Below are 26,451 nucleotides of genomic sequence, written 5' to 3' on the forward strand. Positions count from 1 at the left end.
CACTTGTGCACGCTTTTCACGGCGTGTCGCGTGCACAAGTGGCATCTCGCGGCGGGGAGGCGGTCAGCCGACGTGGACGCCCGGGCGGCGCTCGCGGCGGGGCTCGGCGCGGCGCAGGACCTCGCGGGTGACGGGGGCGACCTCGCCGGTGCCGGTGATGAGGAAGCGGAACATGTTGGAGAGCGGGCCGCCCTCGGTCCACTCGAAGTAGACGTCCGGGACGACGCCGGTCAGGGTGCGGATCTCGAGCAGCACCGTGGCGATCGTGTTCGGGATGTTGCCGCTCGTCACCGTGAGCACGCGGAAGCCGTGGCAGACGCGCCCCTGGACGATCAGGTCCTCCTCGAAGTCGGACGAGTCGGTGGTGTGCACCTCGAGGAAGAGGACCGGGCCGCGCATCGGCAGGTTGCTGTCGCGCTGCTCCTCGGCGAGCTTGTCGCGGTACTCGCGCTCGGAGCCGTCGTCGGGCTCGTTCGCGAGGACGCGGATCACGCCGTAGTCGTCGGCGTCCGTGGTGAGGAAGTCGAGCGCCTGCGCGTCGAAGGTCACCGAGGTCGCCCGCAGCTGGAACGAGCGCTGCACCCGCGAGATCAGCGACACGACGAGGATCCCGAGGATGAACAGGCTCGCGATCCGCACGCCGTCCGGGCGCTCGACCACGTTCACGACCGTCGTGTAGACGAAGACGAGCGCGATCACCGCGAAGCCGACCGCGCGCTTGCGCTGCTTCTTGCGCTTGGCCGACAGGAACACGGCGACGGAGGCGGAGGTGATCAGCACCAGCACCCCGGTCGCGTAGGCGCCGCCCTGGGCGTCGACGTCGGCCTGGAAGAGGATCGTGATCAGGAACGCGACGGCCGTGAAGACCAGCACCAGCGGGCGCACCGCGGCGGCCCACTGCGGCGCCATCCCGTAGCGCGGGAGGTAGCGCGGCACGATGTTGAGCAGCCCGGCCATCGCCGAGGCGCCCGCGAACCAGAGGATGCAGATCGTGCTGACGTCGTAGGCGGTGCCGAAGGCGTCGCCGAGGTACTCGTGCGCGAGGTAGGCGAGCGCGCGGCCGTTGGCCTGACCGCCCGGCTGGAACTCGGCCTGCGGGATCAGCAGGGTGGTCACGAAGCTCGAGGTGATCAGGAACGCCGACATCGTCACGGCGGCAGTGATCAGCAGCCGCTTCGCCCCGCGGATCCGCCCGAGCGGGGCCGCGTCGGTGTCGCTCGCGTCGCCGCGGATCTGCGGCATCACCGCCACTCCCGTCTCGAAGCCGGACAGCCCGAGCGCCAGCTTCGGGAACACGATCAGCGCGATGCCGACCATGATCAGCGGATTGCCGTGCTGCGTCGTCAGCGCCGACCACCAGTTCCCGATCACGACCGGGTTCTCGGCGACGTGCGCGATCGCGACGACGATGACGACGGCGTTGAGCAAGAGGAACACCGCGACCAGCACGACCGCGATCGAGATCGCCTCCTTGAAGCCGCGGAGGAAGACGATCGCGAGCAGCGCGACCAGGCCCAGCGTCAGCGGCACCTCCGCGCCGTGGAACCAGGCCGGCGCGAACGGGTTCTCGACCGCGTGCGCGGTGGCGTCGGCGGCCGACAGGGTGATCGTGATCATGAAGTCCGTCGCCGCGAAGCCGAGCAGCACCAGGACGAAGAGCTTGCCGCCCCACCAGGGCAGCAGCCGCTCCAGCATCGCGATCGAGCCCTCGCCGCGGAAGCTCTCGCGGGCGACGCGGCGGTAGACGGGCAGCGCGCCGAACAGGGTCAGCAGCACCAGGACGATGGTCGCCAGCGGCGAGACCAGGCCGGCGGCGAGCGCGGCGATCGCGGGCTGGTAGCCGAGCGTGGAGAAGTAGTCGACGCCGGTCAGGCACATCACCCGCCACCAGGAGTGCGTCTTCTCGGTGGTGGAGTGCGGCCCGGGGTGCGTGCCGGAGTCGTCGCGCAGCCCCTCGAGCAGCCACGCCTTCACTCCGCCGCGGCGCGCTGAGGAGAGCGCGGAGGAGGGAGGCGAGGGTTCGAGGGCATCGGCGTCGCCGCGGACGAGGGAGGAGGTCACTGGACGTGTCTACTCGCCCTGAACGGCTCCCGAGCCGGGAACGCCCGGATCCATACGGTTCCCTAACGGGCAGTTCCGGGAGCGGCCGGTCACGAGGCCGGCACGGCCGGTGCCGGTCAGCGCAGCGCGTACGTGAGCACCGCGTTGCCGGCGCTCGTGATCGCGGAGTCGCGCAGCTCCAGGCGCGTGAGCGGATCGGTCGGCTCGAACAGGCGACGGCCGGCTCCCGCGATCACCGGGTGCACCATCAGCGTCAGCTCGTCGAGGACCCCGGCGAACAGCAGCGAGCGCACGAGCGAGATGCTCGACATCACCGAGATGTCACCGCCGTCGCCCTCCTTCAGCCGGGTGAGGAAAGCGGGAACGTCGCCCTCGATGAGGGTCGCGTTCCAGCCGAGGTCGCCGGTCAGCGTGGACGAGGCGACGAACTTCTCCAGCGGGTTGATGAAGGCGCCGAACGGGTCGTCGGCCGGCGCGCTCGGCCAGTACTGCGACCACTCCCGGAACCCGGTGCTCCCGAGCACGGCGGTGTCGACGGCGCCGATCATGCGGCCCATCAGCTCGCCGAGCTCCGCATCGAAGCTGTCGAACTGGAACAGGTTCGGCGACTCGACGACCCCGTCGAGCGACGAGAAGAGTCCTGCGGTGAGTCTGCGCATGCGCGCCTCCGGATGTCCTCGGCCGCGGCGACGTCCACGGCCGTGCACAGCATCCCGCGTGCGCGTGCGGCGGGCAAGAGGCCGGTCGCCGTCGGGACCGGTGCACAGATGAGGCTGGACGGCCGGATCAGCCCGAGAAGGGGCGATCGCGGCCGTCCAGCCTCAGTCGTGCACGGGGCGGAGGACTACTCCTCGACGACGATCGTCGTGATGACCGGGTTGCGGCGGTGACGGCGGGTCAGCCAGCGGCCGAGGGTGCGGGTGATCAGCTTCTCGATCGCGTCGCGGTCGGTCGGCTGGCCGGCGGCCTGGAGCACCGCGTCGTCGATCGCCTTGCTGGCGTTCTCCTTCCAGCTCGGCTCCTCGACGAAGCCGCGCGTGAAGAACTCGACCGGCTCGCCGAGCGTGCCGCGGTCGAGATCGACGATGGCGAGCACCGTGATGGTGCCCTCCTCGGCGAGGACGCGGCGGTCGATCATGGCGTCCTCGGTCGCGACGCCGATCGTGGTGCCGTCGACGAAGACGAGGTCGGCCGGGATGCGGCCGCTCATCCGCGAGCGCCCCTTGACGAGGTCGATCGAGACGCCGTCCTCGACGACGAAGACGTTCTTCTCGTCGATGCCGGTGCGGGTCGCGATCGCGGCGTTCGCCGTGAGGTGGCGCCACTCGCCGTGCACGGGCAGGACCGCGGTGGGCCGGAGGATGTTGTAGCAGTAGGCGAGCTCGCCGGCGCTGGCGTGGCCCGAGACGTGCACCTTGGCGTTGCCCTTGTGCACGACGGTCGCACCCCAGCGGGTGAAGGCGTTGATGATCCGGTAGATCGCGTTCTCGTTGCCGGGGATCAGCGAGCTGGCGAGCAGCACGGTGTCGCCGGGGCCGATGTCGATGATGTGGTCCTTGTTGGCCATCCGCGACAGGGCCGCCATCGGCTCGCCCTGCGAACCGGTGCAGATCATCACGATCTGGGTCGCGGGCAGCTTCTCGAGCACCTTCATGTCGACGACGAGGCCGGCCGGGATCTTGAGGTAGCCGAGCTCGGCGGCGATGCCCATGTTGCGGACCATCGAGCGGCCGACGAAGGCGACCTTGCGGCCGTGCTTCTGCGCGGCGTCGAGCACCTGCTGGATGCGGTGCACGTGGCTGGCGAAGCTCGAGACGACGATGCGGCGCGGGGCGGTGCGGAAGACCTGGTCGATCGCGGGGGCGAGGTCGCCCTCGGAGATCGCGAAGCCGGGGACGTCGGCGTTGGTGGAGTCGACCAGGAAGAGGTCGACGCCCTCGTCGCCGAGGCGCGCGAAGCCGGGGAGGTCGGTGGTGCGGCCGTCGAGCGGGAACTGGTCCATCTTGAAGTCGCCCGTGTGCAGCACGAGGCCGGCCTCGGTGCGGATGGCGACCGCGAGGCCGTCGGGGATGGAGTGGTTGACCGCGAGGAACTCGAGGTCGAAGACGCCGGCGTCGATCCGGTCGCCCTCCTTCACCGGGCGGGTGCGCGGGGTGATGCGGTGCTCGGTGAGCTTCGCGGTGATCAGCGCGAGGGTGAAGGTCGACGCGATGATCGGGATGTCGCCGCGCTCCTTGAGGAGGTACGGCACGCCGCCGATGTGGTCCTCGTGGCCGTGGGTGAGCACGATCGCCTCGATGTCCTTCAGGCGCGAGCGGATCGCGGCGAAGTCGGGGAGGATCACGTCGATGCCGGGCTGGTTCTCCTCGGGGAAGAGCACGCCGCAGTCGACGATGAGCAGCTTGCCCTTGTGCTCGAAGACGGTCATGTTGCGACCGATCTCGCCCAGGCCGCCGAGCGGCGTGATGCGCATGCCGCCCTTCTCCAGGGGCTTCGGGGCGGGGAGCTCGAGGTGGTGGCGGACGGGCTTGGCGGTTCTGGCGTTTCGCATGGGTGCTTTCCGGTGGGGGACGTGGCGTCGTGCTGGTGCGCGCGGCCCCCGCAGCGTGCGGAGCGCCTCGGCGCAGGTGGTCTGTGTGGTCGCAGGCGCCGGGTGGTTCCGGTGCTCTGCACGGCCTCGTCCGCGGTCACCCGGGTCGTGCTCCGCGCCGCATCGTGCGGCACCGGGAGCGGTGCGGGTGGGGGCGCGGGTCGCGGTGAGGAGGTGGATCCGGGAGTGATCGGATCGCTGCAGAGACCGCGGCGGCCGCGTCCAGCATGACAGCATCCGCGGCGAGTTGCCCGCCCTGCGCCGATTCCGCTCCGCGGGCGCACGACGAAGCCCCCTCGCCGTCGCCGGTCGAGGGGGCTCAGCACCTTCCGCGAGATGCCACTTGTGCACGCGACACGCCGTGAAAAGCGTGCACAAGTGGCATCTCGCGGGGGGGTCAGCGGAGGGAGTCGAGCACGGACTCCAGCTCGTCGACGGCGAAGTCGATCTCGTCGGCGGTGACGACGAGGGGCGGGGCGAGGCGGATCGTCGAGCCGTGGGTGTCCTTGGCCAGGACGCCGCGGGCCATCAGGGCCTCGCAGACCGCGCGGCCGGAGGCGAGGGCGGGGTCGATGTCGATGCCGGCCCAGAGTCCGGCGCCCCGGACGGCGACCACGCCGCGCCCGATCAGCGCGGTGAGGCGGGCGTGCAGCTGGGCGCCGCGCTCGCGGGCCAGCGCCTGGTACTCGCCGGTGGCGAGCAGCTCGACGACCGCGAGGCCGACCGCGGCGGCGAGCGGGTTGCCGCCGAAGGTCGAGCCGTGCTGGCCGGGCTGGAGGACGCCGAGCACGTCGGCGTTCGCGACGACCGCCGACACCGGCACGATGCCGCCGCCGAGCGCCTTGCCGAGCAGGTAGACGTCCGGGACGACGTCGACGAGGTCGCAGGCGAAGGTCGCGCCGGTGCGGCCGAGGCCGGACTGGATCTCGTCGGCGATGAAGAGGACGTTGTGACGCGCGGTGATCTCGCGCACGGCGGGGAGGTAGTCGGCCGGCGGCACGACGATGCCGGCCTCGCCCTGGATCGGCTCGATCAGCACGGCGACGGTGTCCTCGTCGATCGCGGCCTCGAGCGCCGCCGCGTCGCCGAACGGCACCGTGCGGAAGCCGGGCGTGAACGGGGCGAAGCCGTCGCGCGCCTCCGCGTCGTCGCTGAACGAGATGATCGTCGTGGTGCGGCCGTGGAAGTTGCCGGCCGCGACGATGATGTTCGCGCGTCCCGGCGCGACGCCCTTCACCCGGTAGCCCCAGGCGCGGGCGACCTTGATGCCGGACTCGACCGCCTCCGCGCCCGTGTTCATCGGCAGGACCATGTCCTTGCCGGCGAGCGCGGCGAGCGCCGTCACGAACGGGCCGAGCTTGTCGTTGTGGAAGGCGCGGCTGGTGAGGGTGACCCGGGAGAGCTGCGCGCGCGCCGCATCCAGCAGCACCGGGTGCGAGTGGCCGAAGTTGACGGCGGAGTACGCGGCGAGGCAGTCGAGGTAGCGGCGTCCCTCGACGTCGGTGATCCAGGCGCCCTCGCCGGTCGCGGCGACCACCGGCAGCGGGTGGTAGTTGTGCGCGGCGTGCGCCTCCTCCGCGGCGATCAGTTCGGCGGAACGGTCGGTCTCGGTGATGCTCATGTCGTGCCTCCTGAGGACGATCGACTCCTCAAGAGTCGTCGTACTCGAGTGCCGAGTACGACGACTTTTGGAGAGTGGGTGAGGGAGAAGGGAGTGCGGCTCAGCGCCGCAGCTCGAGGGTGCAGCACTTCACGCCGCCACCGCCGAGCAGCAGCTCGGACAGGTCGACGCCGATGGGGTTGTAGCCGCGCTCGCGCAGCTGGCGCTCGAAGCCGGCCGCGCGCGAGGCGATGACGACGTTGAGGCCGTCGGAGAAGGAGTTGAGCCCGAGGACGGACGCGTCCTCCTCCGAGACGAGGATCGCGTCGGGGTAGAGCTCGCGGAGGACGCGGTTGCCCTCCTCGCTGAACGCGCTCGGCAGGTAGGCGATGTTCGTGTCGTCGAGCACGGCGATCGCGGTGTCGAGGTGGTAGAACGACGGGTTCACCAGCTCGAGGGTGACGACCTCGCGGCCGAAGATCCGGGCGACCTCGGCGTGCGAGTCGGAGGCGGAGCGGAAGCCGGTGCCGGCGAGGATGCGCTCGCCGACGAGGAGGAAGTCGCCCTCGCCCTCGTTGACCTCCTCGGGCACGCGCACGTCGAAGCCGACGCCGCGGAACCAGTCCATGTAGGCGGGACCCTCGGGCTGGCGCTCGGGGTAGGTGAAGGAGGCGCCGTAGGCGATGCCGTCGATCACGAACCCGCCGTTCGCGGCGTAGACCATGTCGGGCAGGCCGGCCTCGGGGTCGATCAGCTGCACATCGAAGCCGAGCCCGACGTAGGTGTCGTACAGCGTCTGCCACTGGCGCACGGCGAGGGCGGTGTCGGTGGGGACCTGCGGGTCCATCCACGGGTTGATGCGGTAGACGACGGTGAAGTGCTCGGGGCGGCACATCAGGACCGTCTTGACGACGGGGGTACGGGTCGGGGCGGTGGCGAGCACGGCGGTGTCGGTCATTCGAGTCCTCCTGCGAAAGGATGCGGATGAGCGGACCGGGTCCAGTGGCTCCGTCCCCGCGGGGCGGGTGGAGCACGCTCGCAGCCAGTCTCGCACGCGCGGATCCTGCGATTTTCGCCAGGGCACGCACGGAATCGCTCACTTTCTCAGCCTCACGCGCAGGATCGCAGCAGGAGCCCCGGCCCGCTCGCGGAGGGGTGGATCGACGATCCGTGGCGGCCGGAGCGGCGGGACGATAGAACGGGAGTCCCGACGAGAGGCGGCTCCGTGATCGATCGCGACGGCCTGGCGACGTTCCTCCGACTCCGCCGCGAGGCGCTGCAGCCCGAGGACGTCGGGCTCACCCGCGGCCCGCGCCGCCGCACCGCGGGGCTGCGACGCGAGGAGGCCGCCGCGCTCAGCCACATGTCGACCGACTACTACGCCCGCCTCGAGCGCGGCACCGGGCCGCAGCCGTCGGAGCAGATGATCGCGTCGATCGCGCAGGGGCTGCACCTCTCGCTCGGCGAGCGCGACCACGTCTTCCGGCTCGCCGGTCACCGCCCGCCCGCCCGGGGCAGTGCCGGCGAGCACATCGGGCCGGGTCTGCTGCGCATCCTCGACCGGCTGCACGACACGCCCGCCGAGATCATCACCGAGCTGGGCGAGACGCTCCGGCAGACCCCGCTCGGCGCGGCGCTGCTGGGCGATGCGTCGCTCCGCACCGGGCTCGAGCGCAGCCTCGGCTACCGCTGGTTCACCGACCCCGCGGCGCGCGCGGCGTATCCGGAGGAGGACCGCGCCGTGCTCTCGCGGGTCTTCGTCGCGGGGCTGCGCGAGGTCGCGACCCTGCGCGGGCCCGGCTCGCGGGCGGCCGAGCTCGTCGACGTCGTCGCGGAGCGGAGCGAGGAGTTCCGGGCGCTGTGGGCCGAGCACCAGGTCGGGCTCCGGCCGCCGGCGACCAAGCGCTTCCTGCATCCGGCGGTGGGGCTGCTCGAGCTGGAGTGCCAGACGCTGCTCGATCCGGAGCAGTCGCACCGGCTCCTCGTCTACACGGCGGTGCCCGGGAGCGAGAGCGCGGGGAAGCTGGAGCTGCTCGCTGTGGTGGGCGCTCCGGTCTGAGCACCGTCGGGGCGGCACCGGTGGCTGGCGCAGCGGTGGACGGCGCATCGGTGGATCGACGGGCCCTGCCTCCGCTCGCCGCATCGGCCGAGCATGGGACGCACACCGACCAGCGACCGCCCACCGGCACCGAGGAGTCCCCATGACCCGCAGCATCCCGATCCCCGACCTGTCCGGACGGCTCGCCGTCGTCACCGGCGCGAGCGACGGCATCGGCCGCGTGATCGCCACCCGGCTCGCCGCGGCGGGCGCCGAGCTGATCCTGCCCGTGCGCTCGGCGGCGAAGGGCGAGGTGGCGGCGGAGGGGATCCGGCGCGAGGTCCCCGGCGCCGCGGTGAGCACGCGCCCGCTCGACCTCTCCTCCCTCCGCTCGGTCGGCGCGCTCACCGAGGGCCTGCGGGCCGAGGGCCGCCCGATCGACCTGCTCGTGAACAACGCCGGAGTGATGCAGCCGCCGCAGCGTCAAGTGACGGAGGACGGCTTCGAGCTGCAGTTCGGCACGAACCACCTGGGGCACTTCGCGCTGACGCTCGGCCTGCTGCCGCTGCTCGGGAGCGCGCGGGTCGTGCACCAGACGAGCATCGCGGCGCGCAGCGGCTCGATCGGCTGGGACGACCTCGACGGCGCCCGGGACTACGACGCGATGCGGGCCTACGTGCAGTCGAAGATCGCGGTCGGCCTCTTCGCCCGCGAGCTCGAGTCCCGGGGCAGGGCGGCCGGCTGGGGGCTGACGAGCACGCTCGCGCACCCCGGGATCTCGCCGACGAACCTGCTGGCGGCGCAGCCCGGCCTCGGCCGCGCGCAGCAGGTGCGGGGGCGCGGCCTGATCGTGCTGCTCGCGCGCCTGGGCATCGCCGGCACCGTCGAGAGCGCCGCGCAGCCCGCCCTGCTCGCGGCGACCGCCCCGGCCGGCGGCGGCTTCTACGGCCCGACCCGGCTGATCGGCGGACCCGCCGCGCGCCGCGACCCCTGGGCGCCGCTGCGCAGCGCCGACGACGCCCGCCGCCTCTGGGACGTCTCGGAGCAACTGACGGGCGTCCGCGCCCCGGCGTGACGGAGCGCGGATCCACTTGGAAGAGACGTCGCGAACATGCTGGTCGAGTAGCCCCGCAGGGGCGTATCGAGACCCGCCGTCACCAGCAGGGCAGGTCTGCAGACCCGGCTCCTGACGGTGGTGGATCTCGATACGCCCGCTGCGCGGGCTACTCGATCAGCAGGGGTTCCGCCAGCTCCCCGCCGATCCGCGCCGCGCCCCCGGATGGGGGTCTGCGGGGCGCCGCGGTAAGAGTTCTCGAGGCACCTCGGCAGCTAGCATTCAGGCACCGTGTCCGCCCGCGGTCCGCCGCGGATCCTCTCGAAAGATCTGCCGTGACTCCTCGCCGCCGTCGGCCGCTCGCTCCTCTCACCGCACTCGGCGTCTCCGCCGTGCTGCTCACCGGCCTCGCCGCCGGTCCGGCCCAGGCGCAGGAGGAGTCCGCCGTCGAGACGACCGCCCTCGCCTCGACCGCCGCCGACGAGGGCTTCGACCGCGCGCTGGCGAACGCGAAGACCCAGCGCGACGACGTCGCCGCCGACCCGGCCGCCGAGATCGTCCTCTCCGGCACGATCGCGCTCGAGGACACCGACGAGGCGCACCCGGCCCCGACCGGAGCCGCCTACCGCCTCCGCGTCGAGAACGGCGCGGGCACCGAGATCCGCACGATCGCCACCGAGGCCGCCTTCTCGCTCACCCTCCCCGGCGGCGAGGCCTATTACCTCCGCGCCTCGGTCGACGGCGACGACAGCTGGTACCCGACCTGGTTCGGCGACACCCCGATCGACGTCGAGGCGGACGGCGTCGGCGAGTCCCGCACCGACCTCGCGATCAGCCTCCCCCGCGCGACCGCCGCCTCCGGCACCGTCACCGCCGGCGCCGCGTCCGGCGTCTCGACGACCTCGTTCGTCGTGCAGCCCTACTGGTACGAGCGCGAGTCCAAGGCCTACTACCCGTTCGCCGAGGTCCGCACCTCCGGTCTCCCGGGCACGGCCGACGCCTGGACCACCGCGCAGAAGGCGCTGCCCGCCGGCGAGTGGGTCTTCCGCCTCGCCGAGCCGGGCTACCCGTCCTACGACGACCAGTACTTCTCGAACGCTCCCCGCCTGACCAAGGCGACGATCGTCTCCGTCCCCGCCGCCGGCCGCACCGGCGTCGACTTCACCCCGACGGCCTACGCGTCCGAGTTCGGGCGCTTCGACGGCAGCGACCGCATCGCGACCGCCATCGCCGTGACCCGCTCCTACTTCGGCGACGACCTCCCCGTCCTCTACATCGCGAGCGGTGAGAAGTGGGCGGACGCGCTCAGCGCCGGCCCCGCAGCCGCGACGCAGGACGGCGCCCTCCTCCTGACCAACCGCGACGACGTCCCCGCCGTCCTCGCCACCGAGATCACCCGCCTCTCGCCGAAGAGGATCGTCGTCGTCGGAGACGCGCTCTCGGTCTCCGACGCCGTCTACGACCGGCTCGCCACCTTCGCCCCGACCACCCGCGTCGCCGGCTCGGACCGCTACGACACCTCGCGGAAGATCGTCGAGGGCGCCTTCCCCACGGCCGGCTTCGGCACCGTCTTCCTCGCGACCGGTGGCAACTTCCCCGACGCCCTGTCGGTCGCGCCGATCGCCGGCCGCACCGACCAGCCGGTGCTGCTCGTCGACGGAGCGCTGCCCGGCCTCGACGCGCCGACCCGCGCCGCGATCGACCGCCTCGACGCCGGCCGCGGCCAGCTCATCGGCGGCACCGGCACGATCTCCAGCGGCATCGAGGCCGACCTCCGCGCCTCGGGCCTCACCGGCTCCGTGAACCGCATCGCGGGCACGGACCGGCACGACACCAGCCGCCTGCTCAACGCGGCCTACCCGCCCTCGCCGCTCGTCGACACCACCTTCCTCGCGTCGGCGACCGGCTTCGCGGACGCCCTCGCGGCCGGCCCCGCCGCCGCCTCGATCGGCGCCCCGCTCTACCTGAGCGAGCCGGACTGCGTCCCCGCCCTGACCCGCCGGGCGATGCAGGACCAGGACCTCGACCGGATCTTCCTGCTCGGCAGCGTGCGCACGCTCACCGCCGATGTGGCGTCGCTCCGCGGCTGCTGACCCGAGTCGGGCACGCACCTCTCAGAAGTGCCCCGGTCGAGGGACAGATCCTCCGGCCGGGGCCGTTAGCATTCGAACCATCGTGTCCGCCGCGGCCCGCCGCGCTCAACGGAAAGCCACACTGTGACTCCTCGACGCCGCCGTTCCTCAGCGCTCTCGCTCTCCCTCTCCTCGCTCGCGGTCGGCGCCCTCGCCGTCACGGGCCTCGTCGCGGGGCCCGCCTCCGCGGCGATGGCCGCCGACGGGGCGATCAGCGGCAGGGTCACGGTGCCCGCCGTCGCCGGCTCGCACCGCTTCGTGGTGCAGGCCTGGGACGTCGCCGACGACCCGACGGAGGCGGACCTCGTCGCCTCGACCGAGACGACCCTCGGCGCCGGCGCGACGTGGGACTACTCCCTCACCGGCCTCGAGAACGGCTCGTACGTCGTCCGCGTGGTCGAGAAGCCGACCGGCACCGGCGTCCCCACCGTCGGCGACCAGTTCTGGCAGCGCACCGACTGGGTCGGCGACTCGACGAAGGTCGCCGTCACCGGCGGCCCGGTCACGGCCGTCGACTTCTCCCCCGAGCCGTGGTCCTTCTCCTCCGCCCGCATCTCCGGCAGCGACCGCTACGGCACCTCCGTCGCGACCACGCAGTCGGTCGCGTCCGGCGTGCCCGTGCTCTACATCGCCAGCGGCGGCGGCTGGGCCGACGCGCTGAGCGCCGGTCCCGCGGCCGCGGTCCAGGGCGGCGCGCTGCTGCTGACCGACCCGGGCACGCTCTTCCCCGTCACGAGCGCCGAGATCACGCGGCTCGCCCCGAAGAAGGTCGTCGTCGTCGGCAGCGAGCTGACCGTCTCGGCGGCCGTCTTCCAGCAGATCGACGCGGTCGCCGGCACGGTCGTGCGGATCGGCGGCACCGACCGCTACGACACCTCGCGCAGGATCGTCGCCGACGCCTTCCCCGCCGGCTCCGCCGACGAGCTCTTCCTCGCCACCGGCGGCAACTTCCCGGACGCCCTCTCGGTCGCTCCCGTCGCCGGCCGCCTCGGCGAGCCCGTGCTCCTGGTCGACGGCGCGGAGCCCGCCCTCGACGCCGCCACCCGCACCGCGATCTCCCGCCTCGACCCCGCGACCGCCGTCGTGCTCGGCCAGCAGCCGTCGATCTCCGCCGGGATCCAGTCGGAGCTCACGACGACCGGCCTCGTCGACTCGGCGCCCCGCATCGGCGGCGAGAGCCGCTACGCGACCAGCCGCCTGGTCAACGAGGCGTACCCGCCCGCCGAGCTCACCGACACCACCTACCTCGCCTCGGGCGAGGTCTTCGCCGACGCTCTCTCCGGAGCGACGGCCGCCGCCATCAGCGGCTCCCCGGTCTCGCTGAGCCGGCCCACCTGCGTCCCTGCCGAGACGGTCGACTCGCTGAAGCGCCTGCACCTCGACTACGCGGTCGTCCTCGGCAGCGAGCTCACGCTCTCGGCCGCGGTCGGGCGCGTCGCGGCCTGCTGACCCGGTGACCTCCGCAGCGCAGAACCGCAGCCTCCTCCTCGGCATCGAGACGGGCGGCACCAAGGTCGTCGCGGCGATCGCCGACCGCGACGACCCCGAGCGGATCCTCGCCAAGACGACCCTGCCCACCCGCGGGCCGGCGGAGACGCTCGGCGACCTGGCCGCGTTCACCCGCGACCACGGCGTCGAGGGCACGGTCGGCGCGATCGGCGTCGCCTCGTTCGGCCCGCTCGACATCGACCCCGCCTCGCCCGGCTACGGCCGGCTCACCTCCACGCCCAAGCTCGGCTGGGAGGGCGCCGACGTGCTCGCGCCGCTCGCCGCCGCGGCACCCGGCGCGCGGACGGCGCTGGTGACGGACGTCAACGGCGCCGCCCTCGGCGAGGCGCGCTGGGGCGCCGGGCAGGGCGAGCCCGACTTCGTCTACCTGACCGTGGGCACGGGAGTCGGCGGCGGCATCATCGCCGGCGGCCACCTGCTCGCCGGCAGCGGCTGGCCCGAGGTGGCGCACCTGCTGCCCCGCCGGCACCCGGAGGACCGCTTCGAGGGCACCTGCCCGTTCCACGGCGACTGCCTCGAGGGGCTCGTCGCCGGTCCGGCGATCTCGGCGCGCTGGGGCGTGGACGGCTCGAGCCTCGGCCCGGAGGACGCGGCGGCGAACCTCCGCTTCAGCTCGTACTACCTGGCCCAGCTCGTGACGACGCTCGCCTATGTCGCGGGCGTCCGCCTCGCCATCGTCGGCGGCGGCGTCGCGAAGACGCCCGGCCTGCTCACCGCCACCGAGGCCGAGGTGGAGCGCCTGATGGGCGCCCCCGGGGCGAACGGCACCGGCGGGGGCCGCCTCCGCCTGCTCCCCCCGGCCCTCGGCGACGAGGCCGGCGTTCGAGGCGCCCTCTCCCTCGCGGAGTCCCTGCTCTGACGCCCCTCCCCTCCCCTCCGCGAGATGCCACTTATGAGCGCGACACGCCGACGCGGGCGCTCATAAGTGGCATCTCGCGGGAGGGGGAGGGACTACAGGGCGTCGAGCTCGCGGAGCGCGGCCCGGGCGCGGTCGAGCCGCGCCGGCTCGGGCTCGTCCCACCACTTCGGGCCGCGCTCGCCGAGGCCGTGCTTGGCCAGGCCGGTCCGCCGGCGGGCGGCGGCGACCGCGGCGTCGTCGCCGGCCTTCTTCGCCGTGCGGACGCCGGAGCGGCCGCGGCCGAGGTGCGACTTCAGCGCCTCGACGACGTCCTCGGGGAGACTCGGGTCGGTGCGGCGCCAGCGGCGGCCGTTCACGACCAGCCAGCGCCCGTCGGCGGTGGGCCCCTCGCTCGTCGGCCCGTCGCCGGGGGTCTCGTCCTCGCTCACGACGCGGCGTGCGCCAGCGCCGCGTAGGCCCGCTCGGGTCCGGTCATCGCGCTCAGCGCCGCCGACAGCTCGTCCAGCCGCACCCGCGCCGCGCCGTCGAGCGCGAGCATCCGCCGCACGGCGTCCGCCAGCTCGGGCACCGTCGCGCCGTTCGGATCGAGCACCTCGGCCACCCCCGCGTCCTCGAGGGCCGCGGCCCCCGCGAACTGGTCCGTCGAGAACGGCAGCACCACGAGCGGCACCCCGGCCGTCATCGACTCCGTCACGCTGTTGTTGCCGCCGTGCGTGACCGCCAGCGCGGAGCGCCCGAGCAGCGTCACCTGCGGCAGGAAGCCGCGGACCAGCCAGCCGGCCGGCACCTCGCCGAGGGCCGACGCCTCGGTAGCCCCCGACGCGAGCGCGACGCGCACCGGCCGTCCGTCGACCGAGACCCCGGCCAGCGCCGCGACCACCCGGGCGAGCACGTCGTCGCGCACCGAGAGGAAGCTGCCGAAGCTCACGTAGACCACCGGGTCGTCCGAGGCGGCGAGCCACTCCTCCACCTCGGCGTCGCGCGGCTCGCCACGGACGGCCGAGCCGAGGAAGGCGTGCGGCGGCAGCTGCGCCGTCCGCGCCGCGTCGTGCAGCTCGCCGGGGTAGTTCAGCAGCAGCACGTCGCCGCTCTCGGCGAAAGCGTCGAGGCTGGGCGCCGCGGCCGGATCGAGCGCGATCAGCGCCGCGTTCCACTCCGCCGTGAAGGAGTCGCGGACCCGCTCGCAGAGCGCGCGCAGCCGCGCGAGGTCCTCGGCCGACGGCGCGAAGGCGTCGGGCCAGACGGGCGGGAAGCCGTAGACCTCGCCCGGCACGGTCAGCGCGCTCGGGTGCCCGAGCACGACGTCGCCGTAGGGAACGCCGAGCGCACGCAGGGCGACCCGCGCGGTGAAGGCGAGGTGGTCGACGACGATCGCGTCGGGCCGCACCTCGTCGAGGATCTCGCGGAGCCGAGCGGAGACGCCCGCCGGATCCCAGAGCAGGTCGGTCAGCCGCTCGCCGGCCTGGTACTCGAGGGTCGGCACCATCCCTCGGCGGGTCGCGTCGAAGAAGCCGCGGAGCGAGTCGCCCTCGTCCGGCGCCTGCTCCTCCGCGCGGATCGTCCCGGGGTTCGAGCCCCGGCCGAGCCGCAGCGGGACGTGCTCGAAGCCGAAGCCGTCGACGATCGAGCGGGTCGCGTCGCCGGTCGCCACCACGACGCGCTCGCCGGCCGCACGCCAGGCGGTGCCGAGGGTCGCGAGCGGCAGCAGGTGCGACGCGTAGTCGGGGCTGACGATCAGCAGGCTCACGACGCGCCCAGCACCAGGTCGCAGCGCAGCGGCCACTCCTGGTCGGCCGTCGCCCGGACGTAGACGCCCGAGAGCGCGCTCGCCATCGCCTCGATCGTGTAGCGCTCGAGCACCATCGTCCGGCCGCGGTCCGCGGAGAACTCGGCGAGCGGACCCGCGGCGAGATCGAGCGCGAGGCACGCGGCCACGGCCAGCGCCTCGTGGTCGGTGGTGTCCACCAGGAAGCCGGTCACACCCTCCTCCACGTAGGTCGCGGGGCCGCCGGTGGCCGGCGCGACGACGGGCAGGCCCGCGGCGAGCGCCTCGAGCAGCGCGATGCCGAACTCCTCCTTGACGCTCGCGCAGACGTAGGCGCCGCCGGCCGCGGCGAACCCGGGGCGGCCGTGGCGGACGGCGCCGAGCCACCGCGCCACCGTGCCGTTGGGGCGGTGACCGGCGAGCAGCAGGCCGTCCGCGGCGACGGTGCGGATGCGGTCGAGCTGCTCCGTCTCGTCGGGGGTCGGCGCGTCGAGGTCGCCGCCGACGAGGAGGAGGTTCGCCCGGTCGCGCAGCGGTGAGCCGGCCCACGCCTCGGCGAGCGTCGCCATCCCCTTCACCCGGTGCAGGCGGCCGACGCTGAGCAGCAGCGGCAGCCCGCGGCGCTCGGCCGGCAGCTCCGCCAGCAGCGCGTCGAGCGCCGAGAGGTCGTCGCCGGCGTCGAGGGCGACGTCCTCGCCCGCCGCGGCGGCCCGCGCCGCCTGCTCGCCGCGCTCGACGAGGCGGACGTCGATCCCCTCCGGCACGATCGAGTGCCGCTCGGGGTGCGCGGTGATGTCGATCCCGAGCATGTCGCGCATCGTCTCAGCGAGCTCGGCGCGCGGGAAGAGCACGGTGTGCGCGGCGTCGGCGGCGAGCCGCTGCACGAGGCGCACCCGGAACCAGAAGTGCTCGACGGCGTCGCGGTCGCCGAAGTCGGCGCGCGAGAGGGCGCCGCTCGCGTCGAGCCCGGCGATCAGGGCGTGCGGGTCGGGCGCGACGGTGAAGACGACGGGGATCTCGAGCTCGCGGGCGACCGCGGCCGCCGCGAGCGAGCCGACGTCGGCCATCCGCAGGTGCAGGACGTCGACGCGGCCGGCGGCGCGGAGGATGCGGCGGATGCCGCGCTCGGCGGCGGTGCGGCGCGGCCAGGCCTGCGGCATCGGCACGGCGGCGCCGACGAACGGCACCGGGGCGAAGCCGTGGCCCGCGGCGGGCAGATCGGCCAGCGCGCGCTCCGCCTCGGCCCAGGTGCCGCGGGAGAGGGTGAGCACGCGGTCGATGCCCTCCTCCTCGGTCAGCGCGTCGCCGAGGCGGACCAGGAGGGTCGCGATGCCGCCGTTGTCACCGGCGCCGACGCGGGTGAGGGTGCCGTCGATGTCGGCGTGCACGAAGAGCTGCGCGACGGTGGGGCCGGCGTCGGCGACCGGCGCGATGGCGCGGTCGGCGAGGGCGACGCGCGCGACCGGGCCGAGCGGCTCCGGCATCTCGCCGAGGCGGGCGAGCATCAGCGCGGCGTCGTCGGACGGCCGCTCGCCGAGCGCGTCGGCGGCCGCGGCGCGCGCCTCGAACACCTCGCCCTCGTCGGCGGCGACGTGCAGGAGGGTCCGCTCGGCGATCGCGCCGGGGACCAGCCCCATCGTCTCGACGTAGCGGGCGCGGACGTCGCGGTCGCGCTCGCCGATCAGCGCGCCCTCGAGCGCGAGGGCGACGAGGTCGGGGGTGGAGGAGGCCCAGAGCAGGAGGGTGCGCTGGGCGAGCATGCCCGCGAAGCCGCCGTCGCGGAGCATCCGCAGAAGCGGTCCGACGGCGGCCGGTCGCGGCAGGCGTCCGCCGAACGCCCAGGCGGCGTGCTCGCGGAGGAAGGCGCGCTCGTCGGCGAGCAGCCGCAGCAGCGCGAGGTCGGCCTCCTCGTCGAAGACCTGGGCGAGCGAGTGCACGGCCGCGATGGCGGTGAGCTGATCGCTCGGATCGAGGGCCGCGCGGGTGAGCAGGCGCACCGCGCGTCCGCCCCCGTCGCTCACGGCGGCGATGGTCAGGGCGTCGGCCGCCCGGATCGCCTCCAGGAGGGTGGGCGCTGCGCGCACGGCGTCGAGAACGGTCTGCGTGGCCACGGGATCACCTGGTCTGGTCGGAGCGGAGGAGGGCGCGTCACAGGACGGCCCCCACGAGCATGCCGCGCACCACGCTGGGAAATCACTACTTGCGCCCGAACTCCCCCCGCGCTAGCTCCGCCTGTCAAGGGGGTACCACCCGCGACTTCGCTTTCCGCGAGATGCCACTTGTGTACGCGACACGCCGTGAAAAGCGTGCACAAGTGGCATCTCGCGGAGGGGGATCAGGGCGCGAGCCACTCCAGCAGTTGCGGGAGCGGCCAGGTCGTCACGATGCGGGCGGGCGGGACGCCGAGGCGCTCGGCGCGCTCGGCGCCGTAGTCGAGCAGGCCGAGCTGGCCGGGGGCGTGCGCGTCGCTGTCGATCGAGAAGAGGCAGCCGGCCTCGAGGGCCAGGGCGATCAGCTCGTCCGGCGGGTCCTCCCGCTCGGGGCGGGAGTTGATCTCGACGGCGGTCCCGTGCTCGGCGCAGGCCCGGAAGACGGCGCCGGCGTCGAAGGTCGACGGCGGCCGGGTGCCGCGCTCCCCCGTGACGAGCCGCCCGGTGACGTGCCCGAGGACGTTCGTCCGCGGATGCGAGGCCGCCGCGACCAGCCGCGCCGTCATCTCCCGGCTCGGCATCCGCAGCTTCGAGTGCGCGCTCGCGACGACCACGTCGAGCCGCGCGAGCATCTCCTCCGACTGGTCGAGCGCGCCGTCCTCCAGCACGTCGACCTCGATCCCGCTCAGGAGCCGCAGCGACCCGGTGTCGAGACCGGCCAGGTGCTCCAGCTGCTCGGCGAGCCGCTCGGCGCTCAGCCCGTGCGCGACCCGCAGCCGCGGCGAATGATCCGTCAGCGCGAGGTACTCGTGGCCGAGCGCCCGGGCCGCATCCGCCATCGCGGCGATCGGCGTCGCTCCGTCCGACCACTCGCTGTGGCTGTGCAGGTCGCCGCGGAGCAGGCTCCGCAGCGCACTCTCGGGCAGGGACGCGGTCCCGCGCAGCTCGGCGAGGTAGTCCGGCACCCGCCCCTCGAGCGCCTGGCGGATCACGGTGAAGGTGGTGTCGCCGATCCCCGGCGCCGCGCGGACCAGCGCGAGGTCGGTCCGCGCCCCCTCGTCCATGCCCTCGAGCACGGCGAGCGCCTTCCGGAACGCCTTGGCGCGGTACTTCGACGCCCGCTCCTGCTCGAGCAGGGCGGCGATCTCCTGCAGTGCCGCGAGCGGATCCATGCCCCCGGTCTAGCAGACGCGGAGCGTCGCCTGAGTGATCGCCGAGCCCTCTTGCCCGCGGCTCGATACGCGATATATCGTGACTTTCATCGACTCGCGTTATATCGCGAGTCGTCCCCGCATCACCAGCAGCAGGATCGCCCCACGAGGGCGCAGGAGGAGGAGCACCATGTCGCTCGAGAAATGGCTCGTGCAGGCGGGCGAATCGAAGGTCATCGACCTCGACGTCGTCCGCTCGATCAAGATCGCCCTGGTCGGCGGTCAGATCGATGTCATCGGGCACGACGAGCCCACCGCCCGCGTCGAGGTGCACAGCGTCTCCGGCCGTCCGCTCAAGGTCTCGATGGACGGCGACCGCCTCGAGGTCGACCACATCCAGCTCCGCTGGGACACCGTCGTCGACGTCGCCAAGGGCCTCGGCCGCAAGGGCGACCGCGCCGACGTCAGCCTGCTCGTCCCCCGCGGCGTCGCGCTGAAGTTCGACACCGTCTCGGCGGACGGACTCGTCTCCGGCCTGCACTCGGACGCCCGCGTCTCCACGGTCGGCGGCGACATCGTCATCGACGGCCTGCGCGGCGACATCGAGGCGAACACCGTCCACGGCGAGCTCTCGGTGCGCAACCACACCGGCCGCGTCACCGCGCACACCGTCTCCGGCGACGTCACCACCGCCGGCGCGCTCACCCGCTTCTCCGTCGACGGCGTCTCGGGCAGCGTCTTCGTCGACGCCGAGGACGCGCCGGACGAGATCCAGTGCAACACCGTCAGCGGCGACCTCACGATCCGCATCGACGAGGGCCTCGGCGCCCGGTACCGGATCAACACCGCCACCGGCACGCTGCAGCTCGACGGCGAGGTGGTCAAGGGCACCTTCGGCCGCGGCTACACCGCCACCACCGGCTCGCTCGACTCCAAGTGGGTCGACGTCACCGCCAATTCGGTGACCGGCGCCGTCACCGTCGTCCGCCGCTCCCCCGCCGCGCCCACCGCGCAGCGCCTCACCGACGCGAGCGCGCTGTGAGCCCCGTCTTCGCGCACGGACGCCTGCGCCTCTACCTGCTCAACCTCCTCGCGGAGTCGCCCAAGCACGGCTACGAGCTGATCCAGGCGCTCAGCGAGCGCTTCGGCGGCACCTACGCCCCGAGCGCCGGCACGGTCTACCCGCGCCTGGCGAAGCTCGAGGAGGAGGGCCTGGTCACCAAGGAGGCCGACGGCCGGAAGACCGTCTACTCGATCACCGACGCCGGCCGCGCCGAACTGGCGAACCGCGCGACCGACCTCGGCGACATCGAGGAGGAGCTGACCGACTCCGTCCGCCGCCTGGCCGACGAGGTGCGGCTCGGCGTCGCGGAGGCGATGAAGAGCCTGCGCGCGGATCTCGCGAGCGCGGCCCGCGACTCGCGTCCGTCCCGCGGCGGGCCGGAGCACTCGGCGGAGACGCCCGCCCCGGAGTCGACGCCGTCGTCGGGCGCGACCACCGGCGAGCGCCCGCAGGACGCCCCGCCCACCGAGGCCACGGCGGCCGACGCCGCGGTCGACGCGCGCACCGCCTCCCGGCTCGCCCTGCGCGACGCCGAGGTGCTGCTCACCGAGTTCCGCGACGAGCTGCGCGCCGAGCTGCGCACGGCCGCCGCGCACGGCTCCGTGAGCGCTGCGAGCACGGACGCCCTGCGCAGCGCGCTCGACCAGGCGCGCGCGGCAGTCCGCTCCACGCTGGGCTGACGCCCGCCGCACCACCGCACCACCGCTGACGGCGGGGATCCCCTCGGGGGTCCCCGCCGTTCGGCTGTCCGCCCGCACACCTCCGCACAACGAAGGCTCCTCGCCGGATTCCGCCGATGACCGCGCCGATCACCCTCCCCGGACTTGGTGAGCCGGGCCGGAGCTGACCACTCGCCCCTTGCGCTCCGCCGCTCCAGGACTATATTTCCTATAGGATCTTTTGTGCGACCAACGCCGGTCGCATCGAGCGCAATGGAGCACTGATGAGCGAGAGCACACCCGCGCGGACCGTCCAGGGGGCGCCGAACCTCCAGGGGGCGCAGTCCTGGGACGGCGTCGACTGGAACCCCGACAGCTGGACCGCCGAGACCTGGCCGATCGCCACCTGCCTGCACGGCATCCCGCCCGTCGGCCGGGACGGCGTCGCCCTGCACGACGCGGCCCCCGAGGTCTGGGACGACATGTTCGCCCAGGTCGAGCAGGTCGGCTTCACCCTCGCCGAACTGGCCGACAGCCACGTCCGCCCCGCCGACCTCGAGCCGTCGCGCCGCGACGAGTTCCTCAGCATCGCGAAGTCGCACGGCATCGGCATCCCCTCGGTGCACCTGCAGCGCCAGAGCGTCATCATGCCCGGGCACGAGGAGAAGAACCTCGCCTACGCGCACCGCACCATCGACGCGGCCGCCGAGTGGGGCATGCAGGTCTTCTCGACCGGTCTGCACCAGCCGTTCAGCGCCGCGCAGAAGCGCGCGCTCTGGTTCTGGACCGCCGAGGGCCCCAAGGACCCCGACGACGCCGACGTCTGGAACGCGGCCGTCAGCCGCATCCGTGAGCTCGGGAAGCACGCCGCCGACGTGGGCCTCCCGCTCGCGCTCGAGCTCTACGAGGACACCTACCTCGGCACCGCCGACAGCGCCGTCCGCTTCGTCGAAGAGGTGGGCCTGGACAACGTCGGCCTCAACCCCGACGTCGCGAACCTCATCCGCCTGCACCGCCCGGTCGAGGACTGGCGCGAGCTGTTCGCGAAGACGCTCCCCTACGCCAACTACATGCACGTGAAGAACTACACCCGCGACGAGTCGGCCGACGGCTCCTGGGCCACCTCGGTCCCCTCGACCATGGAGGCCGGTCTCATCAACTACCGCCAGGTCCTGCGCGACGCGATCGAGGGCGGCTTCCGCGGCATCCTCCTCGCCGAGCACTACGGCGGCGACAGCCTCGGCATGTGCTCGACCAACCAGACCTACATCCGCTCGCTGCTGCCCCGCGCGGCCCGGGCCTCGCAGTAAGGAACAGCAGACATGACAACACGCACCATCGCCGTCGTCGGCTCCGGCTACATGGGCGGAGGGATGGCCCAGGTCCTCGCGCTCTCCGGCGCCACCGTCGTCATCGCCGACATCTCCGAGGAGATCGCCCGCAGCAACTACGAGCGCCTGCTCACCGAGACCGCGCAGTTCGTCGCCGACGGCCTCTTCCCCGAGGACGCGGTCGAGCGCATCCGGCAGAACCTCTCCCCCGCCGCCTCGATCGAGGACGCCGTCGCGACCGCCGACTTCATCGAGGAGGCCGTGCCCGAGAAGATCGAGATCAAGCACGCGACCCTGCGCCGGATCAGCGCCGCCGCGCGCCCCGACGCCGTGATCGGCTCGAACACCTCGACCATCCTGATCGGCTCGCTGGCCGAGGCCGTGACGAACCCCGAGCGCTTCCTCGGCGTGCACTTCTCCAACCCGGCGCCGTTCATCCCCGGCGTCGAGCTGATCCCGCACGAGGGCACCGCCGAGAGCGCGATCGCGCTGGCCGAGGAGATCGTCGCCGCGACCGGCAAGGAGACCGCGCGGGTCAAGGACTCCACCGGCTTCGTGCTGAACCGCCTGCAGTACGCGCTCTTCCACGAGGCGACGCAGATCGTGGAGGAGGGCATCGCCACCCCCGAGGACATCGACACGATCGTCCGCACCACCTTCGGCTTCCGCCTCCCCGTCTTCGGCCCGTTCGCGATCGCCGACATGGCCGGACTCGACGTCTACGCTTTCTGCTACGCCTCGCTGCAGACCCGGTGGCCCGAGCGCTTCGCCACCCCGGAGTCGCTGGCCGCACTGGTCGACGCCGGCAAGTTCGGCACCAAGTCCGGCGCCGGCTACCTCGACGTGCCCGCCGAGCGCACCGCCGAGCTGATCGCGTACCGCAACCGCGCCTACGTCGCCATCAAGAAGCTGATGGACGAGCTCGGCCCCGCGCCGATCGCCTGACGCGCCGACCGAGAAGGAGCACCCTCATGACCGCATTCCCCGAGTCCCGGACCGTCGTCCTCACCGGCGCCGCGTCCCCGCGCGGCATCGGCCGCTACTCCGCCCACCACCTCGCCGAGCTCGGCTGGAACGTCGGGATCATCGACCTCCACGCCGAGGCCGCGCAGGAGGTGGCCGCCGAGATCGCCGAGCAGCACGGCGTCCAGGCCGCCGGAGCCGGCGCGAACGTCGCCGACGACGCGCAGGTCCGCGCCGCCTTCGACGCGCTCGAGGCCGCCCTGCCGCCCGTCGTGGCGCTGGTCAACCTGGCCGGGATCGCCTCCCCCGTCTCCTACCTCGAGGTCACCCCCGAGGAGTGGCAGCGGGTGATCGACGTAACCTCAACGGCGTGCACTTCAGCACCCGCCGCGCGGTGGAGTCGATGGTCACCCGCGGCGTCGGCCGCGTCGTCAGCCTCTCCTCCGTCTCCGCTCAGCGCGGCGGCGGCACCTTCAGCAAGACCGCCTACTCCGCGGCGAAGGCCGGCGTCATCGGCTTCACCCGCAGCGTCGCCCGCGAGCTCGGCGGCCAGGGGATCACCGTCAACGCGATCTCCCCCGGCCCGATCGACACCGACATCATGGGCGGCACCCTCACCGAGGAGCGCAAGACGGCCATGGCCGCCGACGGCGTGCTCCCGCGCATCGGCACGCCCCGCGACATCGCCGCGGCGATCGCGTACCTCATCAGCGAGGACGCCGGCTTCGTGACGGGTCAGACCCTGAACGTCGACGGCGGCCTCTACATGCACTGATCCCTTCCCGCCCCGACTCGAACGGACACCCCCATGAACAAGCTCACCGGAACCTGGTCGCTCGGCCGCTGGATCTTCCTCGGCGTCGGCGTGATCCTCGTCGCCGTCGGCATGGCGCAGATCCTGCCCGCGCTCGGCTCCTGACCCCTCCCACCCCTCACCGCATTCGGCCGACTCAAAGGAGAGCGCCTTGACCACCTCGTCCCCAGCCCTCGGATCCACCCGTGATCCCGCGCTGAAATCCGCCATCTCGAAGGCGTCCCGGCATCTGATGCCGATGCTCGTCATCCTCTACTTCGTCGCGTTCCTCGACCGCACCAACGTCGGCTTCGCCGAGGAGGCACTCTCGGTCGACCGCGGCATCTCGGACGGCGCGTTCGCACTCGGCGCCGGCATCTTCTTCATCGGCTACGCGATCTTCGAGATCCCGAGCAACCTGCTGCTCAAGCGCTTCGGCGCCCGGTTCTGGCTGGCCCGCATCGCGGTCACCTGGGGCATCGTCGCCGCGGCGTTCGCCTTCACCACCGGCGACACGATGTTCATCATCCTGCGCTTCCTGCTCGGCGTGACCGAGGCCGGCCTCTTCCCCGGCGTGATCATGTTCCTGTCGGAGTGGTTCCCCAACAAGGTGCGCGTGCAGATGTTCGCGATCTTCTATCTGGCGCAGCCGTTCTCGCAGATGCTCGGCGCCCCGCTCAGCGGCGGCCTGATCAGCGTCGGCAACCAGATCACGCCGTGGGAGGGCTGGCAGGTGATGTTCTTCACCGAGGGCGTGCTCGCGGTGCTCGCCGGCATAGCCGCGCTGAAGTTCCTGACGAACCATCCGCAGAAGGCGAAGTGGCTGACGCAGGGCGAGAAGGACTCCTTGACGGCGGCGATGGAGCGCGAGGACACCGTGCGCCAGGCCGACGGCCCGACCGGCATCTGGAAGGCGATGGCCAGCTGGAAGGTCTGGTACTTCACGATCATCTACTTCTGCCTGCAGATCGCGGTCTACGGCACCACCTTCTACCTCCCGCAGCAGGTCGCGAACCTGATCGGGCAGGACGTCGGCTTCCAGGTCGGCCTCGTCTCGGCCATCCCGTGGCTGGTGGGCCTGTTCGCCTGCTACTACGTGGGCCAGCACGCGAACACGATCCGCCGCCGCCGCTCCTGGGGCGCGATGTTCTACATCTTCACCGGCCTGTCGATCTTCGGCTCGGCCTGGGCCGGATCGGCCGGACAGCCGATCCTCGGCCTGCTGTTCATCACCCTCGCGGTGGCGAGCTTCCTCTCGGTCGGACCGATCACCTGGGCCTACCCGACCGCGTTCCTCACCGGAGCGGCGGCCGCGGCCGGCATCGGCCTGATCAACTCGCTCGGCAACCTGGGCGGCTTCGTCGCCCCGCTGATGCGCAACGGCTTCAACGAGGCCGTCCCCACCGAGAGTGGCGTGTGGGGAGTCGTCTCCCTCGGCGTCTTCGCCTTCCTCGCCGCCGCCATGATGTTCTGCACCAAGTTCTTCCGCGGCTCCAAGGCGGACGAGCTGCTCGAGACCACGAGCGTCCAGGCGGGCCACTGACCCGCCGCCACCCCGTCGAACAGCCCGCGCCGTGCGCGGTCCCCCTGCTGATCGAGTAGCCCGCGCAGCGGGCGTATCGAGATCCACCGTTCTGCAGGACCTCGGGTCTCGATCCGCCGCTCTGCGGCTACTCGACCGGCATGAATGGGCTCACCGCCTGCAGATCGGACAGCCCGGCCGACGGCCGGTCCCCCTGCCGATCGAACAGCCCGCGCAATGCGCGGCCCCTGCTGATCGAGTAGCCCGCGCAGCGGGCGTATCGAGATCCACCGTTCTGCAGGACCTCGGGTCTCGATCCGCCGCTCTGCGGCTACTCGACCAGCATGAATAGGCTCACCGCCTGCAGATCGGACAGCCCGGCCGACGGCCGGTCCCCCTGCCGATCGAGCAGCCCGCGCCGCCGGAGTCTCAGCGGACGGAGTCGCGGCGCGAGCGCTCGCGCACCCGCTCGATGTGCACGCGCATCGCCGCCGCCGCCGCCTCCGGCCCGGCCGCGAACGCGTCGACGATCGCGCGGTGCTCCAGCACGGCGTCGTCCGCGTCGCTGACGCCGGTCTGCACGGTCTGCCGCATCCGGTGCACGCGCGTGGAGATCGCTTCGGACATGTCGATGAGGAACGGGTTGTGCGTGCCCTCGAAGATCAGGTGGTGGAAGTTCCAGTCCACCGCGAAGTACTCGCGCAGCAGCGCCACCGGCAACTCGCCCTCGGTCGAGGCCGCGCGCACGACAGCCGTCATCGCCTCGTGCGCGGCGAGCGCCTCCTGCAGCCGCGGCACCAGCGCCGCCTCGTGCGCCGACGCGAGCGCCGCCGCGCCGCTCTCGAGCACCAGCCGCGCGTCGAAGAGCGCGTCGAGCTGGTCGTCGGCGAGCGGCGGCGCCACCCGGTAGCCCTTGTTGGCCACCCGGGTGACGAGGCCGGTCCGCTCCAGCTGCACGAGCGCCTCGCGCACCGGGGTCGGCGAGACGCCGAGCTCGCGCGCCACCGCGTCGATCGACAGGCGCATGCCCGGCTCGATGTCCGGGCCGAGCAGCACGTCGAGCACGCGGTCGTAGACGTGGTCGCGCAGGCCCCGCCGCTCGATCGACTCCGCCCCAGTGAGGCGGAACACGGCGTCGGTCATCACAGCCTCGCGGATCGGTGCGGAAGGGGCGCGCCGCGGAGCGCCCACTGGAGGGCGCTCGGCACAGC

General features: G+C 73.0%; 20 protein-coding genes and 1 pseudogene. 11 read left to right on the forward strand and 10 right to left on the reverse strand.

The window, feature by feature from the left end; all coding sequences use genetic code 11:
* Positions 1-63: 63 nt before the first annotated feature.
* The 5 genes from HQQ86_RS12860 to ddaH all read right to left on the reverse strand — a co-directional run bounded on the left by HQQ86_RS12860 (position 64) and on the right by ddaH (position 7,209).
* Positions 64-1,974 carry an amino acid permease gene (locus HQQ86_RS12860; RefSeq protein WP_173288815.1) on the reverse strand — a complete coding sequence of 637 codons (1,911 nt, stop codon included), beginning with the start codon at positions 1,972-1,974 and terminating at the stop codon, positions 64-66.
* Positions 1,975-2,177: 203 nt separating this feature from the next.
* On the reverse strand, positions 2,178-2,720 hold the full coding sequence (locus HQQ86_RS12865) for a dihydrofolate reductase family protein (RefSeq protein ID WP_173288577.1): 543 nt from the start codon (positions 2,718-2,720) through the stop codon (positions 2,178-2,180).
* A 185-nt stretch (positions 2,721-2,905) separates the two neighbouring features.
* Entirely contained in the window at positions 2,906-4,534 is a 1,629-nt protein-coding gene (locus tag HQQ86_RS12870; RefSeq protein WP_207901707.1) for a ribonuclease J, read from the reverse strand.
* A gap of 514 nt (positions 4,535-5,048) precedes the next feature.
* Positions 5,049-6,272, reverse strand: coding sequence for an ornithine--oxo-acid transaminase (gene rocD / locus HQQ86_RS12875; protein ID WP_173288581.1), 1,224 nt, complete (start codon positions 6,270-6,272; stop codon positions 5,049-5,051).
* A gap of 100 nt (positions 6,273-6,372) precedes the next feature.
* Positions 6,373-7,209 carry a dimethylargininase gene (gene ddaH, locus HQQ86_RS12880; RefSeq protein ID WP_173288583.1) on the reverse strand — a complete coding sequence of 279 codons (837 nt, stop codon included), beginning with the start codon at positions 7,207-7,209 and terminating at the stop codon, positions 6,373-6,375.
* A 267-nt stretch (positions 7,210-7,476) separates the two neighbouring features.
* On the opposite strand from ddaH, the gene HQQ86_RS12885 reads away from it, so the two are divergent.
* From HQQ86_RS12885 to HQQ86_RS12905, 5 genes are all read left to right on the forward strand, one after another.
* Complete coding sequence (locus HQQ86_RS12885) at positions 7,477-8,310, forward strand: helix-turn-helix domain-containing protein (RefSeq protein ID WP_173288585.1); 834 nt, start codon at positions 7,477-7,479, stop codon at positions 8,308-8,310.
* A gap of 142 nt (positions 8,311-8,452) precedes the next feature.
* Positions 8,453-9,364: an SDR family oxidoreductase gene (locus HQQ86_RS12890; protein WP_173288587.1), complete on the forward strand. Its 912-nt coding sequence runs from the start codon at positions 8,453-8,455 to the stop codon at positions 9,362-9,364.
* A gap of 314 nt (positions 9,365-9,678) precedes the next feature.
* Complete coding sequence (locus HQQ86_RS22075; protein WP_173288589.1) at positions 9,679-11,436, forward strand: cell wall-binding repeat-containing protein; 1,758 nt, start codon at positions 9,679-9,681, stop codon at positions 11,434-11,436.
* Positions 11,437-11,559: 123 nt separating this feature from the next.
* Positions 11,560-12,924: a cell wall-binding repeat-containing protein gene (locus HQQ86_RS12900; RefSeq protein ID WP_173288591.1), complete on the forward strand. Its 1,365-nt coding sequence runs from the start codon at positions 11,560-11,562 to the stop codon at positions 12,922-12,924.
* 4 nt (positions 12,925-12,928) lie between these two features.
* Positions 12,929-13,843 carry an ROK family protein gene (locus HQQ86_RS12905; protein ID WP_173288593.1) on the forward strand — a complete coding sequence of 305 codons (915 nt, stop codon included), beginning with the start codon at positions 12,929-12,931 and terminating at the stop codon, positions 13,841-13,843.
* A gap of 92 nt (positions 13,844-13,935) precedes the next feature.
* Here HQQ86_RS12905 and HQQ86_RS12910 read toward each other — a convergent pair whose 3' ends face one another.
* From HQQ86_RS12910 to HQQ86_RS12925, 4 genes are all read right to left on the reverse strand, one after another.
* Positions 13,936-14,271 (reverse strand): biopolymer transporter Tol, encoded by a 336-nt coding sequence (locus tag HQQ86_RS12910; RefSeq protein ID WP_367948638.1) that lies wholly within the window; start codon positions 14,269-14,271, stop codon positions 13,936-13,938.
* Positions 14,268-15,590 carry a glycosyltransferase gene (locus tag HQQ86_RS12915; RefSeq protein ID WP_173288595.1) on the reverse strand — a complete coding sequence of 441 codons (1,323 nt, stop codon included), beginning with the start codon at positions 15,588-15,590 and terminating at the stop codon, positions 14,268-14,270. The genes HQQ86_RS12910 and HQQ86_RS12915 overlap by 4 nt, the downstream gene beginning before the upstream one ends.
* The gene (locus tag HQQ86_RS12920; protein ID WP_173288597.1) at positions 15,587-17,719 is read right to left on the reverse strand and encodes a glycosyltransferase; all 2,133 of its coding nucleotides are present in this window, start codon (positions 17,717-17,719) and stop codon (positions 15,587-15,589) included. Before HQQ86_RS12920 ends, HQQ86_RS12915 begins: the two co-directional genes overlap by 4 nt.
* 224 nt (positions 17,720-17,943) lie before the next feature.
* A complete protein-coding gene (locus HQQ86_RS12925; protein WP_173288599.1) occupies positions 17,944-18,930 on the reverse strand; it encodes a PHP domain-containing protein in 987 nt (328 codons plus the stop codon).
* 169 nt (positions 18,931-19,099) lie between these two features.
* On the opposite strand from HQQ86_RS12925, the gene HQQ86_RS12930 reads away from it, so the two are divergent.
* The 6 genes and pseudogenes from HQQ86_RS12930 (at position 19,100) to HQQ86_RS12955 (ending at position 25,261) form a co-directional block, all read left to right on the forward strand.
* Positions 19,100-19,951, forward strand: coding sequence for a hypothetical protein (locus tag HQQ86_RS12930; RefSeq protein WP_173288601.1), 852 nt, complete (start codon positions 19,100-19,102; stop codon positions 19,949-19,951).
* Positions 19,948-20,652, forward strand: a complete 705-nt coding sequence (locus HQQ86_RS12935) for a PadR family transcriptional regulator (RefSeq protein WP_173288603.1) — start codon at positions 19,948-19,950, stop codon at positions 20,650-20,652. Before HQQ86_RS12930 ends, HQQ86_RS12935 begins: the two co-directional genes overlap by 4 nt.
* Positions 20,653-20,915: 263 nt before the next feature.
* Positions 20,916-21,941 (forward strand): sugar phosphate isomerase/epimerase, encoded by a 1,026-nt coding sequence (locus HQQ86_RS12940; RefSeq protein WP_173288605.1) that lies wholly within the window; start codon positions 20,916-20,918, stop codon positions 21,939-21,941.
* Positions 21,942-21,953: 12 nt separating this feature from the next.
* Positions 21,954-22,907 (forward strand): 3-hydroxyacyl-CoA dehydrogenase family protein, encoded by a 954-nt coding sequence (locus tag HQQ86_RS12945; RefSeq protein ID WP_173288607.1) that lies wholly within the window; start codon positions 21,954-21,956, stop codon positions 22,905-22,907.
* A 26-nt stretch (positions 22,908-22,933) separates the two neighbouring features.
* Positions 22,934-23,700 (forward strand): annotated as a pseudogene (locus HQQ86_RS12950) (SDR family NAD(P)-dependent oxidoreductase).
* Between the two features lie 190 nt (positions 23,701-23,890).
* Positions 23,891-25,261: an MFS transporter gene (locus HQQ86_RS12955; RefSeq protein WP_243600689.1), complete on the forward strand. Its 1,371-nt coding sequence runs from the start codon at positions 23,891-23,893 to the stop codon at positions 25,259-25,261.
* A 408-nt stretch (positions 25,262-25,669) separates the two neighbouring features.
* On the opposite strand, the gene HQQ86_RS12960 is transcribed toward HQQ86_RS12955, so the two are convergent.
* The gene (locus tag HQQ86_RS12960; RefSeq protein ID WP_173288608.1) at positions 25,670-26,383 is read right to left on the reverse strand and encodes a GntR family transcriptional regulator; all 714 of its coding nucleotides are present in this window, start codon (positions 26,381-26,383) and stop codon (positions 25,670-25,672) included.
* Between the last annotated feature and the right edge of the window lie 68 nt (positions 26,384-26,451).

Source organism: Rathayibacter sp. VKM Ac-2857, from assembly GCF_013205025.1.
Classification (GTDB): domain Bacteria; phylum Actinomycetota; class Actinomycetes; order Actinomycetales; family Microbacteriaceae; genus Rathayibacter.

Bases quoted from the DNA above. Each gene is read 5' to 3' on its own strand.
- HQQ86_RS12865 (WP_173288577.1), bottom strand. From the start codon at position 2,720: ATGCGCAGACTCACCGCAGGACTCTTCTCGTCGCTCGACGGGGTCGTC.
- HQQ86_RS12930 (WP_173288601.1), top strand. From the start codon at position 19,100: ATGTCGCTCGAGAAATGGCTCGTGCAGGCGGGCGAATCGAAGGTCATC.
- HQQ86_RS12925 (WP_173288599.1), bottom strand. From the start codon at position 18,930: ATGGATCCGCTCGCGGCACTGCAGGAGATCGCCGCCCTGCTCGAGCAG.
- HQQ86_RS12870 (WP_207901707.1), bottom strand. From the start codon at position 4,534: ATGCGCATCACGCCGCTCGGCGGCCTGGGCGAGATCGGTCGCAACATG.
- HQQ86_RS12890 (WP_173288587.1), top strand. From the start codon at position 8,453: ATGACCCGCAGCATCCCGATCCCCGACCTGTCCGGACGGCTCGCCGTC.
- HQQ86_RS12945 (WP_173288607.1), top strand. From the start codon at position 21,954: ATGACAACACGCACCATCGCCGTCGTCGGCTCCGGCTACATGGGCGGA.
- rocD (WP_173288581.1), bottom strand. From the start codon at position 6,272: ATGAGCATCACCGAGACCGACCGTTCCGCCGAACTGATCGCCGCGGAG.
- HQQ86_RS12940 (WP_173288605.1), top strand. From the start codon at position 20,916: ATGAGCGAGAGCACACCCGCGCGGACCGTCCAGGGGGCGCCGAACCTC.
- HQQ86_RS12960 (WP_173288608.1), bottom strand. From the start codon at position 26,383: ATGACCGACGCCGTGTTCCGCCTCACTGGGGCGGAGTCGATCGAGCGG.
- ddaH (WP_173288583.1), bottom strand. From the start codon at position 7,209: ATGACCGACACCGCCGTGCTCGCCACCGCCCCGACCCGTACCCCCGTC.